The sequence below is a fragment of the Pseudomonas sp. Pc102 genome (genome assembly GCF_018408275.1).
Taxonomy (GTDB): domain Bacteria; phylum Pseudomonadota; class Gammaproteobacteria; order Pseudomonadales; family Pseudomonadaceae; genus Metapseudomonas; species Metapseudomonas tohonis.
This window is the reverse complement of the sequence record NZ_AP021905.1, coordinates 533,580-549,519: the sequence shown is the minus strand read 5'-3', so window position 1 is coordinate 549,519 and position 15,940 is coordinate 533,580. Positions and strand designations below refer to the sequence as shown.

The window sequence follows — 15,940 nt, the reverse complement described above, 5'->3', positions numbered from 1 at the left end:
TGAACCTGCGTCAAAGGAGCATTTCTTGCCGACCCCCTCCCCCTTCCGCCACGGGGCCGCCCAACCATGAGCGTGCCCAATCCCCCCGGCAGCCTGCCGCTGCGCATGAACACGCCCGTCCTGCTGGGATCGGCGGGCTTCGTCCTGATCTTCGGCCTGGTGGTCGCGATCTTCACCGAGCAGGCCGGCGCCTGGTTGCTGCAGGCCCAGGCCTGGGCCGCCAACAGCGTGGGCTGGTACTACCTGCTGGCCATGACCCTGTACCTGGTGTTCGTGGTCGTCACCGCGCTGTCCGGCTACGGCAAGATCAAGCTCGGCGCTGACCACGACGAGCCGGAATTCAGCTACCTGTCCTGGGCCGGCATGCTGTTCGCCGCCGGCATCAGCATCACCCTGTTCTTCTTCTGCGTCTCCGAGCCGCTGACCCACCTGCTGCAACCGCCGCAGGGCGAGGCCGGCGGGCCCGAGGCCGCGCGCCAGGCGATGCAGTTGCTGTTCCTGCACTGGGGCCTGCACGGCTGGGGCGTGTTCGCCCTGGTGGCGATGGCCCTGGCCTATTTCGCCTACCGCCACAACCTGCCGCTGGCGCTGCGCTCGGCGCTCTACCCGCTGATCGGCAAGCGCATCAACGGCCCCATCGGCTACACGGTGGACGCCTTCGGCATCATCGCCACGGTGTTCGGCCTGGGCGCGGACATGGGCTTCGGCGTGCTGCACCTGAACGCCGGCCTCGACTACCTGTTCGGCATCCCTCACAACCAGTGGATCCAGGTGCTGCTGATCGCCCTGATGATGGGCGCGGCGGTGCTGGTGGCGGTGAGCGGCGTGGAGAAGGGCGTGCGGGTGATGTCCGACGTCAACATGCTGCTGGCCTGCTCGCTGCTGCTGTTCGTGCTCTTCGCCGGGCCCACCCAGCACCTGCTGAACATGCTGGTGCAGAACGTCGGCGACTACCTCAGCGCCGTGCCGGCCAAGAGCTTCGACCTCTATGCCTGGAACAGCCCCTCCGGCTGGCTGGGAGACTGGACGGTGTTCTACTGGGCCTGGTGGATCGCCTGGGCCCCCTTCGTGGGGCTGTTCATCGCGCGCATCTCGCGCGGGCGCACCATCCGCGAGTTCGTCTTCGGCGTGCTGTTCATCCCCCTCGGCTTCACCCTGGCGTGGATGTCGATCTTCGGCAACAGCGCCCTGGAACTGGTGCTCGGCCACGGCATGACCGAGCTCGCCGTCGGCGCCATCGAAGACCCGTCGATGGTGATCTACAAGCTGCTGGAAACCTACCCGTGGAGCCGCACGGTGATCGCCGTGACGGTGTTCGTCAGCTTCGTGTTCTTCGTCACCTCCGCCGATTCCGGCACCGTGGTGCTCTCGACCCTCTCCGCGCGCGGGGCGAGGAAGGCGAGGACGGGCCCAAGTGGCTGCGGGTGTTCTGGGGCGCGATGACCGCCCTGATCACCAGCGGGCTGTTGTTCGCCGGCAGCATCGACGCCCTGAAGTCGGCGGTGGTGCTGACCTCCCTGCCCTTCTCGCTGATCCTCCTGCTGATGATGTGGGGCCTGCACAAGGCCTTCTACCTGGAGTCCCAGCGCCAGCGTGCGCGCCTGCACTCCCTGGCGCCGCTGGACCAGCGACCGCGCAAGGGCGGGTGGCGCCAGCGTCTCAGCCAGGCCGTGCACTTCCCCTCGCGGGACGAGGTGTACCGCTTCATGGAGCAGCAGGTGCGCCCGGCCATGGAGGCGGTCGCCGAGCAGTTCCGCGAGAAGTCGCTGCGGGTGGAGACCGAGCTGGACCCGGCCAACGCCAGCCTCAGCCTGGAAGTCGGCCACGGCGAGGAAACGCCCTTCCTCTACCGGGTGGTGATGCGTGGCTACTTCACGCCCTCCTTCGCCGTCGCCGGGCTGGACGCGCGCAACCTGCGCAACCGCCGCTACTACCGCGCCGAGGTGCACCTGGCCGAAGGCAGCCAGGACTATGACCTGGTGGGCTACAGCCGCGAACAGATCATCAACGACATGCTCGACCAGTACGAACGTCACCTGCAGTTCCTGCACCTGGTGCGCTAGCTAGGAAGCCCGGGCTACGGAGCAGTCCGTAGGATGGGTAGAGCCCCGCGAAACCCATCGCTCCGAGGTGATGGGTTTCGCTTCGCTCTACCCATCCTGCGTCCGGCCTTCGGGTGCGAGGCCAGGTGCCCCCCGCCTTCCCCCATAAAAAAGAGGAGCCCAAGGGCTCCTCGAAAACAGGTACCGCAACGTAGCAGGCGCGGTACCGGGGGTTGGCGGGTGGGTCAGGCGGCGCTGAACAGCTTGTGCGGGTCGATGACGAATTTCTTCGGCACGCCGGCGTCGAACTCGCCGTAGCCACGGGGCGCGTCGTCCAGGCTGATCACCTGCACGCCGACCACTTCGGCGATGTTGATGCGGTCCCACATGATCGCCTGCATGAGTTGGCGGTTGTACTTCATCACCGGGGTCTGGCCGGTGTGGAAGCTGTGCGACTTGGCCCAGCCGAGGCCGAAGCGGATGCTCAGGCTGCCCAGCTTGGCGGCAGCATCCACCGCGCCCGGGTCCTCGGTGACGTAGAGGCCAGGGATGCCGATCTTGCCGGCGACGCGCACCACCCCCATCAGCGAGTTGAGCACCGTGGCCGGCGCTTCGTGCTGGGCGCCGGCATGGCCATGGCCTCGTGCTTCGAAGCCCACGGCGTCCACCGCGCAATCCACTTCCGGCTCGCCCAGCAGGGCGGCGATCTGCTCGTGCAGCGGGGTGTCCTTGGACAGGTCGGCGATCTCGAAGCCCTGGGCCTTGGCATGGGCCAGGCGTACCGGGTTGACGTCACCGACTATGACCACCGCAGCCCCCAGCAGGCGCGCGGACGCGGCAGCGGCGAGGCCGACCGGGCCGGCACCGGCGACGTAGACGGTGGAGCCCGGGCCGACGCCGGCGGTGACCGCGCCGTGGTAGCCGGTGGGCAGGATGTCGGAGAGGCAGGTCAGGTCGCGGATCTTCTCCATGGCCTTATCGCGGTCCGGCAGCTTCAGCAGGTTGAAGTCGGCATAGGGCACCAGCACGTACTCGGCCTGGCCACCGGTCCAGTCGCCCATGTCGACGTAGCCGTAGGCGCCACCGGCGCGGGCCGGGTTGACGGTGAGGCAGACGCCGGTGTGCATCTCCTTGCAGGAACGGCAGCGGCCGCAGGCGACGTTGAAGGGCACGGAGACCAGGTCGCCGATCTTCAGATTCTCGACATCGCTGCCCTTCTCGATCACCTCGCCGGTGATCTCGTGGCCGAGCACCAGGCCGACCTGGGCGGTGGTACGGCCGCGCACCATGTGCTGGTCCGAGCCGCAGATATTGGTGGATACCACGCGCAGGATGACCCCGTGCTCGATCTTGCGACCGCGCGGGTCCTGCATCTTGGGATAGTCGATCTTCTGTACCTCGACCTTGCCTGCGCCGAGATAGACGACACCACGATTACCAGACATGCATGAATCTCCTTTGTTGTTGTGGATACAAAGGCGCGGCCTGGGCCACGCGGCCTTGTACTGGAGCTTGTGTCTGTTGCCGGAGCCGCCGATGAACCTTGGCAGGGCGGTTTCCGCAAGCTGTAGCCCGGACTCGAGTCCGGGGTCGGGCACGCGCCCGGGCTGGAGCCCGGGCGACGTCTGTTGGTTCAGAGCACCACGGTGCGGTTGGCGTTGAGGAACACCCGGCGCTCGATGTGCAGGCCCACGGCCTTGGCCAGGGTCAGGCACTCGATGTCGCGGCCCTTGGCGATCAGGTCCTCGGGGTAGTGGGCGTGGTCCACCGGCTCCACGCCCTGGGCGATGATCGGGCCCTCGTCGAGGTCGTTGTTGATGTAGTGGGCCGTGGCCCCCACCAGTTTCACGCCCTTTTGGTACGCCTGGTGGTAGGGCTTGGCGCCCTTGAAGCCGGGCAGCAGCGAGTGGTGGATGTTGATCGCCCAGCCGTCCAGGCGGCGGCACAGCTCGGGGGACAGCACCTGCATGTAGCGGGCGAGCACCACCAGTTCGGCGCCGGTTTCCTCGATCACCTGCAGGACGCGCCGCTCCTGGGCGGGCTTGTCGTTGGGGTCGAGGGGGAAATGGTGGTAGGGGATGTCGTGCCAGCGCGCCAGAGGCTCCAGGTCGGGGTGGTTGGACACCACCGCCACCACGTCCATGGCCAGCTGGCCGATGCGCTGGCGGTAGAGCAGGTCGTTCAGGCAGTGGTCGGCCTTGCTGACCATCAGCACCACCTTGGCGCGGTAGCTCGGCGGGGTCAGCTCGACCTGCATGTCGAAGGGCGCCACGCGCTCGGCCAGGGCGGCGCGGAAGCCCTGCTCCTCGAAGCCGTCGGGCTGGCGGAACTCGATGCGGATGAAGAAGCGCGCGGAGAGACGGTCATCGAAGGAATGGTGCTCGGTGACGTAGCAACGCTGCTCGTAGAGGAAGCGCGTCACCGCGTCCACGGTGCCCAGCACGCTGGGGCAGTGGGCGGTGAGAATCCAGGTATCGGGGGTGCGGCTCATGTCGGGACCTCGGTAATCCACGCTATCCGGGGCGTAGGGTGGATGACGCTTCACCCATCCACCTTCGCTGTCCTGCGGTGGACGAGAACGGCCTCGTCCACCCTGCCTTCAGGCCTTGATCGCCAGCCCGTACTCGGCGCTGGCGTCCTGCAGCCAGAGCCAGAAGTAGTCCGAGAAGCTGCGGCGGATCAGCAGTTCCCAGGTTTCCTCGCCGGTGTGGCGGATCACCAGTTGCGACTTGGCGAAGGTGGTGCCCACCGCCTTGCCCACCGGGAAGTTGCTCGGGTGCACGTCGTAGGGCGTGGACTTCATCAGCACCTCGCGCACCTTGGGTCCGCTCAGCTCGAGCACGGTCTGCCCGCCGCTGACGTTGATCACCGCGTGGTGCAGCCCCGCCAGGGCTTCACGCAGGCGCTGCTCGGCGGCGAACTCCTCGCCACGGGGGAGGATCAGCAGCCACTCGTCCGGCGACAGCCATTGCAGGGACGTCTCGCCGCTGGCCACCAGGGTCAGCGCCACGGGCAGCTCCAGGCCCAGGGCCTTGTGCACGCCACCGGCGAAGGCCGGGTCACGGGCATCGCCACGCAGCACCAGGTGCCCGAGCAGCTTCTTCTCGCGCAGGGTGACGCCGGCACCGCCGGGCTTGCCCAGGGCGCCCTTGCCGGCCAGCTCGTCGAGCCCGGCATGGAACAGCGGCGACTCGCCGGCCAGTTCGTCCGGACGCTGCTTGTACACGTTCACTGCGCTCATTTCTCACCTGCCTGGTGCACGCCGGCACCGTCGAATTCCATGGTCTCGGCCTGCTGCTTACACATTCTGGCGCTCCCCTTTCGGGTCGTAGAACACCGAGCTGACGATCTCCGCCTCGATCACGCTGCCGTCCGCCAGCGGGGCGAAGACCTTCTGGCCCATGCGTTTGAGGCCGCCCCGCACCACCGCGAGGGCGAAGGAATACCCCATCGCCGCGCTCATGTAGCTGGAGGTGACGTGGCCGACCATGGTCATGGGGATCGACTGCTTCGGGTCGAACACCAGCTGCGAGCCTTCCGGCAGCACCTTGTTCGGGTCCAGGGGCTTGAGGCCCACCAGCTGCTTGCGGTCTTCGCGCAGGCAGTCCTCGCGGTTCATGCCGCGCCAGCCGATCCAGGAGAAGCTCTTGTTGCGCCCGACCGCCCAGCCCATGTCGAGGTCATCCGGCGTGACGGAGCCATCGGTGTCCTGGCCGACGATGATGAAACCCTTCTCGGCCCGCAGCACGTGCATGGTCTCGGTGCCGTAGGGGGTGAGGTTGTACTTCTTGCCGGCCTCGATGAGTTTTTCCCAGACGCCGGCCGCGTAGTCGGCCTGGACGTTGACCTCGTAGGACAGCTCGCCGGTGAAGGAGATGCGGAACACCCGCGCCGGCACGCCGCCGACCAGGCCTTCCTTCCAGCTCATGAAGGGGAAGGCGTCCTTGTCCAGGTCGATGTCGGTGACCTCGGCCAGCAGCTTGCGGCTGTTGGGGCCGGACAGGGTCATGGTGGCCCAGTGGTCGGTGACCGAGGTGAAGTACACCTTGAGCTCCGGCCATTCGGTCTGGTGGTAGATCTCCAGCCATTCGAAGATGCGAGCGGCACCGCCGGTGGTGGTGGTCATCAGGAAGTGGTTGTCGGCGAGGCAGGCGGTCACGCCGTCGTCCATCACCATGCCGTCTTCCTTGCACATCAGGCCGTAGCGGGCCTTGCCCACGTCCAGCTTGGTCCAGGCGTTGGTGTAGACGCGGTTGAGGAACTCGCGGGCGTCCGGGCCCTGGATGTCGATCTTGCCCAGGGTGGACGCGTCGAGGATGCCCACGCTCTCGCGCACGGCCTTGCACTCGCGGGCCACGGCGGCGTGCAGGTCCTCGCCATTCCTGGGGAAGTACCAGGGGCGCTTCCACTGGCCGACGTCCTCGAACTCGGCGCCATTGGCCAGGTGCCAGCGCTGCATGGCGGTGTAGCGCTTGGGCTCGAACAGGTGCCCGCAGTGGCGGCCGGCGACGGCGCCGAAGGCCACGGGGGTGTAGTTCGGGCGGAACATGGTGGTGCCCATTTCCGGGATGCTGATGCCCAGCGAACGGGCGGCGATGGCCAGGCCGTTGATGTTGCCCAGCTTGCCCTGGTCGGTGCCGAAGCCCAGCGCGGTGTAGCGCTTGACGTGCTCGACCGACTCGAAGCCCTCGCGGGTCGCCAGCTCGATGCCGGCGGAAGTGACGTCGTTCTGCAGGTCGACGAACTGCTTCGGCGCACGCGCGGTGGACTTGTCGTGGGGCACCTGGAACAGCGCCAGGGTGGCCTCCTCGTGGCGCTTCTCGGCCTTCGGCAGGGTGCCGGTGACTTCCTTGAAGCCGGCCTCGGCGGCCGCCTTGGCGCCCGCCTCGAAGCCGTCGGCCAGGGTGTCGCCCAGGGCGAACACGCCGTTCACGGCACCGGCGCAGATGCGCTTCTGGAAGCCGCCCTCGCCAGGCACGAAGGCCAGGATGTCCTCGCGCCAGGTCGGCTTGCCGCCCAGGTGGGAGGCCAGGTGCACCACGGGGCTGTAGCCGCCGGAGCTGGCGATCAGGTCGCAGTCGACCACCTCGCCGGGGCTGGTGACCTTGTGCGCCTTGACGTCGATGGCGCAGATGCGTGCACCGGTCACGCGCTTGCTGCCACGGGCCTCGATCACGGCGCTGCCGGTGAGGATGCGCACGCCACGGGCGCGGGCCTCTTCGACCCAGGCGCCACGGGGGTTGCTGCGGGCATCGGCCACGGCGACCACTTTCTGCCCGGCGTCGAGCCAGTCCAGCACCAGGCGGTAGGCGTAGTCGTTGTTGGTGGACAGCACCAGCTCCTTGCCCGGCGCCACGCCGTAGCGGCGCACGTAGGTGGAGACGGCGCCGGCGAGCATGTTGCCCGGCACGTCGTTGTTCGAATACACCAGCGGGCGCTCGTGGGCACCGGCGGCCAGCACCACGCGCTTGGCACGGACGCGGTGCACGCGATGGCGGGCCTGGCCCATGGGCGCGGTCTCGCCGAGGTGATCGGTGAGGCGCTGGTGGATGGTGAGGAAGTTGTGGTCGTGGTAGCCGTTGACCGTGGCGCGCGGCAGCAGGGTCACTTCCGGCAGCGTCTCGAGTTCGGCGATGGCCTGCGCCACCCATTCGGCGGCGGGCTTGCCGTCGAGGGTCTCGCGGGTGTCGAGCAGGCTGCCGCCGAACTCTTCCTGTTCGTCGGCGAGGATCACCCGTGCACCACTGCGGCCAGCGGCCAGGGCGGCGGCCAGGCCGGCGGGGCCGGCACCCACCACCAGCACGTCGCAGTGGCGGTTCATGTGGTCGTAGATGTCGGGGTCGTTCTCGGTCGGCGCGCGACCGAGGCCGGCGGCCTTGCGGATGTACTTCTCGTAGGTCAGCCAGAGGTTCTGCGGGTACATGAAGGTCTTGTAGTAGAACCCGGGCGGCATCATCTGCCCGCCGACCTTGCCGAGGATGCCCATCAGGTCGGTGTTGACGCTCGGCCAGCCGTTGGTGCTGCCGGCCACCAGCCCGGCGTAGAGCGCCTGCTGGGTGGCGCGCACGTTGGGCACCTGGGTGGCGGGCGTGGAGCCGATCTGCAGGATGGCGTTGGGCTCTTCGGCACCGGCGGCGACGATGCCGCGCGGACGGGAGTACTTGAAGCTGCGGCCGACGATGTCGACGCCATTGGCCAGCAGCGCGGCGGCCAGGCTGTCGCCGGCGTAGCCCTGGTAGCTCTGCCCGTTGAAGGTGAAGGTCAGGGGCTGGCTGCGGTCGATGCGGCCACCCTTGGAAAGACGGTTGGGCTGGCTCATGCCGTTACTCCTTGGTCCACGGCTTTCTTCTCCTGGGGCCCGGCTTCGGTGATGGCAGGGCGCTCACCGACCTTGTAGGTCTCGAGGATTTCGTAGGTCACGGTGTGGCGGGTGACGTTGAAGTACTTGCGGCAGCCGGCCGCGTGCACCCACAGCTCGTGGTGGATGCCGCGCGGGTTGTCGCGGAAGAAGATGTAGTCGCCCCACTGCTCGTCGGTGCAGGCGTTGGGGTCCAGCGGGCGCGGGATGTGCGCCTGGCCCTTGGCGTGGAATTCCTCTTCGGAGCGCAGCTCGCCACAGTGGGGGCAGAAGATGTGCAGCATGGCGGGTCTCCTTAGTGAGCCACGGCAGCGGCGCCGTGCTCGTCGATCAGTGCGCCGTTGTGGAAACGTTCGATGGAGAAGGGCTTGGCCAGCGGGTGCATCTCGCCCTTGGCCAGGCTCGCCGCGAACACGTGGCCGGAACCGGGGGTGGCCTTGAAGCCGCCAGTGCCCCAGCCGCAGTTGAAGAACAGGTTCTTCACCGGCGTCTTGGCGATGATCGGGCAGGCGTCGGGGGTGGTGTCGACGATGCCGCCCCACTGGCGGTTCATGCGCACGCGCGAGAGCACCGGGAACATCTCGACGATGGCCTGCAAGGTGTGCTCGATGGTCGGGTAGGAGCCGCGCTGGCCGTAGCCGTTGTAGCCGTCGATGCCGGCACCGATGACCAGGTCGCCCTTGTCGGACTGGCTGATGTAGCCATGCACGGCGTTGGACATGATCACGCTGTGGATGACCGGCTTGATCGGCTCGGACACCAGCGCCTGCAGCGGATGGGATTCCAGCGGCAGGCGGAAGCCGGCGAGCTTGGCCATGTGCCCGGAGTTGCCGGCGGTGACCACGCCGACGCGCTTGGCGCCGATGAAGCCGCGGTTGGTCTCGACGCCGATCACCACGCCGTCCTGCTTGCGGAAGCCGATCACTTCGGTGTTCTGCAGCAGGTCGACGCCCAGGGCGTCGGCGGCGCGGGCATAGCCCCAGGCCACGGCGTCATGGCGGGCCACGCCGCCACGGCGCTGCACGGTGGAGCCCAGGACCGGGTAGCGGGTGTTCTTGCTGCAGTCGAGGTAGGGGATCTCCTCGGCCACCTGCCTGGCGTCCAGCAGCTCGCCATCGATGCCGTTGAGGCGGTTGGCGCTCACGCGGCGCTCGGAGTCGCGCAGGTCCTGCAGGGTGTGGCAGAGGTTGTAGACGCCACGGGCGGAATACATGACGTTGTAGTTGAGGTCCTGGGAGAGGTTCTCCCAGAGCTTCATCGCATGCTCGTAGAGGTGCGCCGACTCGTCCCACAGGTAGTTGGAGCGGACGATGGTGGTGTTGCGCGCGGTGTTGCCGCCGCCCAGCCAGCCCTTCTCGACCACTGCGACGTTCTTCACGCCGAATTCCTTGGCCAGGTAGTAGGCCGTGGCCAGGCCATGGCCGCCGCCGCCGACCACGATCACGTCATAGACCGGCTTGGGCGTGGGGTTGCGCCACATGCGCTGCCAGTTCTCGTGGTGGCTCAGGGAATGCTTGAACAGGCCGAAGCCGGAATAACGTTGCATGCGCGTGCTCCTGGATCAGCGGTACACGGGGAAATCGGCGCAGAGGCCAGCCACCTGCCTGGCGACCTGGGCCTCGACATCGGCGTCGCCGAGGTGGTCGAGGATGTCGCAGATCCAGCCGGCCAGCGCGACGCTCTGCTCTTCCTTGAAGCCACGGGTGGTGATGGCCGGGGTGCCGATGCGCACGCCGGAGGTGACGAAGGGCGATTGCGGGTCGTTGGGCACGGCGTTCTTGTTCACGGTGATGCCGGCGCGGCCCAGGGCGGCGTCGGCGTCCTTGCCGGTCAGGCCCTGCTTGATCAGGCTGACCAGGAACAGGTGGTTGTCGGTGCCGCCGGAGACCACGTCGAAGCCGCGCTCGATGAATACCTTGGCCATGGCCTGGGCGTTCTTGATCACCTGCGCCTGGTAGGTCTTGAAGCCGGGCTCCAAAGCCTCCTTGAAGCACACCGCCTTGCCGGCGATGACGTGCATCAGCGGGCCGCCCTGGGCACCGGGAAAGACGGCGGAGTTGAGCTTCTTCTCGATCTCCTCGTTCTTGCGCGCCAGGATCAGGCCGCCGCGCGGGCCGCGCAGGGTCTTGTGGGTGGTGGTGGTGACCACGTCGGCGTAGGGCAGCGGGTTGGGGTACAGGCCAGCGGCGACCAGGCCGGCGACGTGGGCCATGTCGACGAACAGCAGTGCCCCGACCTTGTCGGCGATGGCGCGGAAGCGCGGGAAGTCGAGGGTCTTCGAATAGGCGGAGAAGCCGGCGACGATCATCTTCGGCTTGTGCTCGACGGCCAGGCGCTCGACCTCGTCGTAGTCGATCAGCCCGGTGCTGGTGTCGATGCCGTACTGCACCGCGTTGTAGAGCTTGCCGGAGGACGACACCTTGGCACCGTGGGTCAGGTGGCCGCCGTGGGCCAGGCTCATGCCGAGGATGGTGTCGCCGGCATTGATCAGCGCCAGGTAGACGGCGGCGTTGGCGGAGGAGCCGGAGTGCGGCTGGACGTTGGCGTAGTCGGCGCCGAACAGGGCCTTGGCGCGGTCGATGGCCAGTTGCTCGACCTTGTCGACGTACTCGCAGCCACCGTAGTAGCGCTTGCCCGGGTAGCCCTCGGCGTACTTGTTGGTCAGGCCGCTGCCCTGGGCCTGCATCACCCGCTGGCTGGTGTAGTTCTCGGAGGCGATCAGCTCGATGTGGTCTTCCTGGCGGCGCTCCTCTTCCTGCATGGCGCTGAACAGTTCGTCGTCGTAGCCCTGGATCTGGTCGTGCTTGCTGAACATCGCTGATCTCCTGACGCGCCTGCGGTGGCGCCTATCGTTTGGTACGGGGGCTTCCCGTTTGCAGCGATGGTATGACTCGCCCTGCCTTGCCAGATGCCTACGGACGCCACGGGAGAATGCGTTTGCGACATGCAAAGGGTCGCAATCGAACATCCATGCGGCAGACCCGGTAACCCACAGTTTCCGTGGAGCAAGCTGTGGATAAGCTGTAGACCCCGCGCTACCGGCCAGGGCCCGCGCAGGCTGCGGCCCATTGCGCATTTATTGTGCGATATCAGAGGGTTAGCGAAATTCTTACGCACAGAAGTTGTGCAGCAATCTGTGGACAAGCTGTGCGTGGATGGCGCAACGCCAGGCAAGCCGGGGCTCTCGCCCGGCTGTACGTGAACCGATCAGCCGTCGGCAGGCGAAGATGCCCACAGCGACGCGCCTGGACAGCGAGGGTGGCAGTGGATAGTTTCGACTCCCCGCAGCATTTCGCATGCGCCTGGACGAGCGACTCCATGATCACCTGCTACCTGCGCTACATCATCGATCCGTACAAGCTGGCCGAATTCGAGCACTACGGAAAACTCTGGATTCCCCTGGTGGAGAAATTCGGCGGCACCCACCACGGCTACTTCCTGCCCTCCGAAGGCGCGAACAATGTCGCGCTGGCGATGTTCAGCTTCCCCAGCCTGGCGGCCTACGAGGACTACCGTACCCGCTCCATGGCGGACGCCGAGTGCATCGCGGCCTTCGGCTATGCCGAGGAAACCCGCTGCATCCTCAGCTACGAGCGCAGCTTCTTCCGTCCGGTATTCAGCTGAGAACCCGGGCTGAAGCCCGGGCCACGCCCAAGGGGAAACCGCCCACAAAGACCGTGGACCACCCTGTGGATAAGCTGTGCGACGAACGCGCAGGGCCAGGCACGGCGCCGGCTGGCGCCGCCTGGCTCTTTTTTGCTCAGGGCCTGGCGGCCCGGTGGGTCAGTTCAGCTGGGTGAGGCACTTGTTGGTGACGCTCAGCAGCCGCTCGTGGGTGGCCTTGGGCAACGGCGTCTTCTGGGCCTTCAGTTCGTCCAGTTCGGCCTGGCTGAATTCGGCGCTGACCCGGTCGGCCGCGCAGCCGCAATATTTCTGCAACTTGTCCGCGCCGACTTGGGCCTGGGCCCCCGCCATGCACTCCTTGACGAAATGATCACGCTCGCCTGCGGGCCATTCGGCCGCCTGTGCGGAAAGGCTCACGAGCCAGGGCGCGGCAAGGGCGATCAGGTAGGAATAGCGCATCTGTGACACTCCTCATTGATGGCAAGGTCCGTCCCCGTGCAGGCACGGTTATGTTGTGAGCGGCAAAGACCCCGGCGAGTTCCTCCAGGCATCCCCGTCACCGGACCGTGGACAGCGCCTGGTTTAAAAAGGATGTCGCCTGGAGTCATTTGCGGGCGTCCATCCTGTCGTAAAGTTAGTTCCCATCCGCCTGCCCCTGCCGGGGACCCGGGCGACAGGACCAAGGACCCGAGATGACCGACCAGACCCAGCAATTCGCCAGCGACAACTATTCCGGCATCTGCCCCGAAGTCTGGGCCGCCATGGCCGAGGCCAACCGCGGCCACGAGCGCGCCTATGGCGACGACCAGTGGACGGCACGCGCCGCCGATCACTTCCGCCAGCTGTTCGAGACCGATTGCGAGGTGTTCTTCGCCTTCAACGGCACCGCCGCCAACTCCCTGGCCCTCGCCTCGATGTGCCAGAGCTACCACAGCGTGATCTGCTCCGAGACGGCCCACGTCGAGACCGACGAATGCGGCGCGCCGGAGTTCTTCTCCAACGGCTCCAAGCTGCTGCTGGCCCGCACCGAGCAGGGCAAGCTGACGCCCGAGGCGGTACGCGAGATCGCCCTCAAGCGCCAGGACATCCATTACCCCAAGCCGCGCGTGGTGACGCTGACCCAGGCCACCGAAGTGGGCACCGTGTACCGGCCGGAGGAAGTGCGCGCGATCAGCACCGTGTGCAAGGAGCTGGGCCTGCGCCTGCACATGGACGGTGCGCGCTTCTCCAACGCCTGCGCCTTCCTCGGCTGCACCCCGGCGGAACTGACCTGGAAGGCCGGCGTCGACGTGCTCTGCTTCGGCGGCACCAAGAACGGCATGGCGGTGGGCGAGGCCATCCTGTTCTTCAACCACGAGCTGGCCGAGGACTTCGACTACCGCTGCAAGCAGGCCGGCCAGCTGGCCTCGAAGATGCGCTTCCTTTCCGCCCCCTGGGTCGGCCTGCTGCAGGACGATGCCTGGATGCACTATTCCCGGCACGCCAACAGCTGTGCCCAACTGCTGGCCGAACTGGTGGCGGACGTGCCCGGTGTGAGCCTGATGTTCCCGGTTGAGGCCAACGGCGTGTTCCTGCAGATGTCCGAGCCGGCGCTGGACTACCTGCGCGCCCGGAACTGGCGCTTCTACACCTTCATCGGGGCCGGCGGCGCGCGCTTCATGTGCTCCTGGGATACCGAGAAGGAGCGCGTGCGCGAGCTCGCTGCCGACATCCGCGCCGCCATGGCCAACACCTGACACCTCCCTCCGGCCCGGGGCCCTGGGCCGCACTCCCCCTCCCTCCGTCCGAGGCGCCCCGCGAAAGCGGGCGCCTTTCTACATACGCGCCCCACACCCTGGATGAGGTTCCGCCAGAGATATCCTCAGGCCGCGGCTTATCCTCGATTTCGGTGCATCACCCTGTGGACAAGCTGTAGAGCGACGGCCAGGCGCCAGGCAGGACGGCACCTGTGCAGAACAGGTCGTTTTATGAGCGTATTCAAAGCGTTATGAATATTCGGCGCACAATTTCTGTGCGGCGATCTGTAGGCAACCTGTGGATAAGAGGCTGCAGGCCACGGGGTACGGCCGCTGCAGGGAATCGATCAGATAATGAGCAGCGCTGCAGGCCGCGTGGCGCCTGGGGCAGCCCGGATGCGACACATGCAGCCTGGCAACGCCATGCCTGAATTTGTCCCCTGCTGCGGTGGAGGCTTCTGTGGACAAGCTGTGCAGCGTCGCCTGCATGCCTTGCACCCCGTGGGGCGTGGCTTACAGGCTATTTATCGAACGATTTCAGAGGGATGGCGGCGATCTTGTGCACAGCCTATGTGCAAGGATCTGTGGCCTGCCTGTGCATAACCCTCTGCAGCGCCCGGCCCACGGTGGATACAAGCGAGCGGTCAATCCTTGATCAACGCCTCGCGCGCTGCCGAACCCTTGCCAGCCGGGCCTCGCAGCCTGGTGACAAACCCACAGAAGCCGTGCACCAGCCTGTGGACAAGCTGTTCGCCAAACGCCAGGGGCCCCGTGCGCCGGGGCCCGCGGGCGATCGGTCAGTTACTGATCAATAGTCGATGGCGACATCACCCTTGGGCACGCTGCAGCAGGAGAGGATGTAGCCCTCGGCGACATCGTCGTCGGTGATACCGCCGTTGTGCTCCATCTCCACCTCCCCCGCGGTCTTCATGACCTTGCAGGTGCCGCAGATGCCCATGCCGCAGGCCTTGGGGATATGCAGGCCGAGCTTGGCGGCCGCAGTGTGCACGGTCTCGCCCGGCGCCACGCGGATGCTCTTGCCGGTGCTGGTGAACTCCACCAGGTTGAGGTCGGCCGCCGGCACCGCCGGTGCCTCCGCCGCTTCGGCCGCATGCTCCTTCACCTCGGCGCGGATTTCCGGCGGGGTGGGGCCGAAGGCCTCCTCGTGGTAGCGCTGCATGTCGAAGCCGTTGGCTTCGAGCAGGCGCTTGACCGCGCTCATGTAGGGGGTGGGGCCGCAGCAGAAGATCTCGCGCTCCATGAAATCCGGTGCGATCAATTGCAGCATCGGCTGGCTGAGGTAGCCGCGATAACCGGACCAGGTCTCGCCGATGTCGTACTTCTCGCAGACCAGGTGCAGCTTGAAGTTGCCGACGCGCGAGGCCATGTGGCGCAGCTCGCGGTGGTAGATGATGTCCTTCGGCGTGCGCGCGCTGTGGACGAAGACCATGTCGACGTTGGCGTTGGTGTCGAAGAACCAGCGCGCCATGGACATCACCGGGGTGATGCCGACGCCGCCGGAGAGGTAGAGCACCTTGTCGGCCGGGAAGTCGATGGCGTTGAACAGGCCGACCGGGCCGTGCACCGGGATGACGTCGCCTTCCTTGAGGTTGTCGTGCAGCCAGTTGGAGACCTTGCCACCCGGCACGCGCTTGATGGTGATGGAGAAGCTGTAGGGCACCGACGGCGAGCTGGAGATGGTGTAGGAGCGCATGATCGGCAGGCCGTCGATCTCCAGCTCCAGGGTCACGAACTGCCCGGGCTTGAAGAAGAACACCATCGGCTGGTCGGCCATGAAGCAGAAGGTGCGGACATCCCAGGTCTCCTGGATGACCTTCACGCAGCGCACCAGATGACGGCCGTTGGCCCAGGTCTGTGTCGTCACCGGATTCAGGAAGCTGTTGCTGCTCATAACGCATCTCCGCGCGGCCGGAAATCGGCCCCAATGGAACGGATTCTGCGTAAGCGAAAAAGCGCCCACTTACCTGCCAGCGACATTCACATGCTTATCGCGACCTGCCAGCAACGCCAAGGGCTGCGGAGTCGGAAACGGATGTGGCCGTGTCGTCCATGGATAAGGTCGGGTCAGTCCCCGACGCCACACTCAGCCCCAGCCGAACACAAGCAAACGAGCGACATTCCCCCCTCTATCAGCGCGCTATCGGCAGCGTCGGAAGGGG

General features: G+C 66.7%; 11 protein-coding genes and 1 pseudogene. 3 read left to right on the top strand and 9 right to left on the bottom strand.

The genetic code is table 11. The annotated features are described in order from the left end of the window. Nucleotides 1-105: 105 nt before the first annotated feature. Nucleotides 106-2,063 (top strand): annotated as a pseudogene (gene betT, locus PHLH3_RS02575) (choline transporter BetT). A 224-nt stretch (nucleotides 2,064-2,287) separates the two neighbouring features. On the opposite strand, the gene fdhA reads toward betT, so the two are convergent. From fdhA to glyA, 7 genes are all read right to left on the bottom strand, one after another. Further along, nucleotides 2,288-3,487, bottom strand: coding sequence for a formaldehyde dehydrogenase, glutathione-independent (fdhA, locus tag PHLH3_RS02570; protein WP_173177477.1), 1,200 nt, complete (start codon nucleotides 3,485-3,487; stop codon nucleotides 2,288-2,290). 188 nt (nucleotides 3,488-3,675) lie between these two features. Further along, nucleotides 3,676-4,533, bottom strand: coding sequence for a formyltetrahydrofolate deformylase (gene purU, locus PHLH3_RS02565; protein WP_213628073.1), 858 nt, complete (start codon nucleotides 4,531-4,533; stop codon nucleotides 3,676-3,678). Nucleotides 4,534-4,641: 108 nt separating this feature from the next. After that, the gene (gene soxG, locus PHLH3_RS02560; protein WP_173177473.1) at nucleotides 4,642-5,283 is read right to left on the bottom strand and encodes a sarcosine oxidase subunit gamma family protein; all 642 of its coding nucleotides are present in this window, start codon (nucleotides 5,281-5,283) and stop codon (nucleotides 4,642-4,644) included. Between the two features lie 57 nt (nucleotides 5,284-5,340). Then, the gene (locus PHLH3_RS02555) at nucleotides 5,341-8,361 is read right to left on the bottom strand and encodes a sarcosine oxidase subunit alpha (RefSeq protein ID WP_213628071.1); all 3,021 of its coding nucleotides are present in this window, start codon (nucleotides 8,359-8,361) and stop codon (nucleotides 5,341-5,343) included. Next, nucleotides 8,358-8,684 (bottom strand): sarcosine oxidase subunit delta, encoded by a 327-nt coding sequence (locus PHLH3_RS02550; protein WP_213628069.1) that lies wholly within the window; start codon nucleotides 8,682-8,684, stop codon nucleotides 8,358-8,360. Before PHLH3_RS02550 ends, PHLH3_RS02555 begins: the two co-directional genes overlap by 4 nt. A gap of 11 nt (nucleotides 8,685-8,695) precedes the next feature. Next, on the bottom strand, nucleotides 8,696-9,946 hold the full coding sequence (locus tag PHLH3_RS02545) for a sarcosine oxidase subunit beta family protein (protein WP_173177467.1): 1,251 nt from the start codon (nucleotides 9,944-9,946) through the stop codon (nucleotides 8,696-8,698). 15 nt (nucleotides 9,947-9,961) lie between these two features. After that, nucleotides 9,962-11,215, bottom strand: coding sequence for a serine hydroxymethyltransferase (glyA, locus tag PHLH3_RS02540; protein WP_213628067.1), 1,254 nt, complete (start codon nucleotides 11,213-11,215; stop codon nucleotides 9,962-9,964). A 503-nt stretch (nucleotides 11,216-11,718) separates the two neighbouring features. Between glyA and PHLH3_RS02535 the strand changes: the two genes are divergently transcribed. Further along, entirely contained in the window at nucleotides 11,719-12,024 is a 306-nt protein-coding gene (locus PHLH3_RS02535; RefSeq protein ID WP_173174884.1) for an NIPSNAP family protein, read from the top strand. A gap of 159 nt (nucleotides 12,025-12,183) precedes the next feature. On the opposite strand, the gene PHLH3_RS02530 is transcribed toward PHLH3_RS02535, so the two are convergent. Continuing rightward, nucleotides 12,184-12,483, bottom strand: coding sequence for a hypothetical protein (locus PHLH3_RS02530; protein WP_173174886.1), 300 nt, complete (start codon nucleotides 12,481-12,483; stop codon nucleotides 12,184-12,186). A 233-nt stretch (nucleotides 12,484-12,716) separates the two neighbouring features. Between PHLH3_RS02530 and PHLH3_RS02525 the strand changes: the two genes are divergently transcribed. Next, on the top strand, nucleotides 12,717-13,760 hold the full coding sequence (locus PHLH3_RS02525; RefSeq protein WP_213628065.1) for a low specificity L-threonine aldolase: 1,044 nt from the start codon (nucleotides 12,717-12,719) through the stop codon (nucleotides 13,758-13,760). 808 nt (nucleotides 13,761-14,568) lie between these two features. Here the strand turns inward: PHLH3_RS02525 and gbcB are convergent. Beyond that, nucleotides 14,569-15,672, bottom strand: a complete 1,104-nt coding sequence (gbcB, locus tag PHLH3_RS02520; protein ID WP_173174890.1) for a glycine-betaine demethylase subunit GbcB — start codon at nucleotides 15,670-15,672, stop codon at nucleotides 14,569-14,571. Nucleotides 15,673-15,940 lie beyond the last annotated feature (268 nt).

What these genes read in the sequence shown, in the direction of transcription:
- PHLH3_RS02530 (WP_173174886.1), bottom strand. Translation starts at nt 12,483, where the DNA reads ATGCGCTATTCCTACCTGATCGCCCTTGCCGCGCCCTGGCTCGTGAGC.
- PHLH3_RS02550 (WP_213628069.1), bottom strand. Translation starts at nt 8,684, where the DNA reads ATGCTGCACATCTTCTGCCCCCACTGTGGCGAGCTGCGCTCCGAAGAG.
- gbcB (WP_173174890.1), bottom strand. Translation starts at nt 15,672, where the DNA reads ATGAGCAGCAACAGCTTCCTGAATCCGGTGACGACACAGACCTGGGCC.
- purU (WP_213628073.1), bottom strand. Translation starts at nt 4,533, where the DNA reads ATGAGCCGCACCCCCGATACCTGGATTCTCACCGCCCACTGCCCCAGC.
- PHLH3_RS02535 (WP_173174884.1), top strand. Translation starts at nt 11,719, where the DNA reads ATGATCACCTGCTACCTGCGCTACATCATCGATCCGTACAAGCTGGCC.
- glyA (WP_213628067.1), bottom strand. Translation starts at nt 11,215, where the DNA reads ATGTTCAGCAAGCACGACCAGATCCAGGGCTACGACGACGAACTGTTC.
- soxG (WP_173177473.1), bottom strand. Translation starts at nt 5,283, where the DNA reads ATGAGCGCAGTGAACGTGTACAAGCAGCGTCCGGACGAACTGGCCGGC.
- fdhA (WP_173177477.1), bottom strand. Translation starts at nt 3,487, where the DNA reads ATGTCTGGTAATCGTGGTGTCGTCTATCTCGGCGCAGGCAAGGTCGAG.
- PHLH3_RS02545 (WP_173177467.1), bottom strand. Translation starts at nt 9,946, where the DNA reads ATGCAACGTTATTCCGGCTTCGGCCTGTTCAAGCATTCCCTGAGCCAC.
- PHLH3_RS02555 (WP_213628071.1), bottom strand. Translation starts at nt 8,361, where the DNA reads ATGAGCCAGCCCAACCGTCTTTCCAAGGGTGGCCGCATCGACCGCAGC.
- PHLH3_RS02525 (WP_213628065.1), top strand. Translation starts at nt 12,717, where the DNA reads ATGACCGACCAGACCCAGCAATTCGCCAGCGACAACTATTCCGGCATC.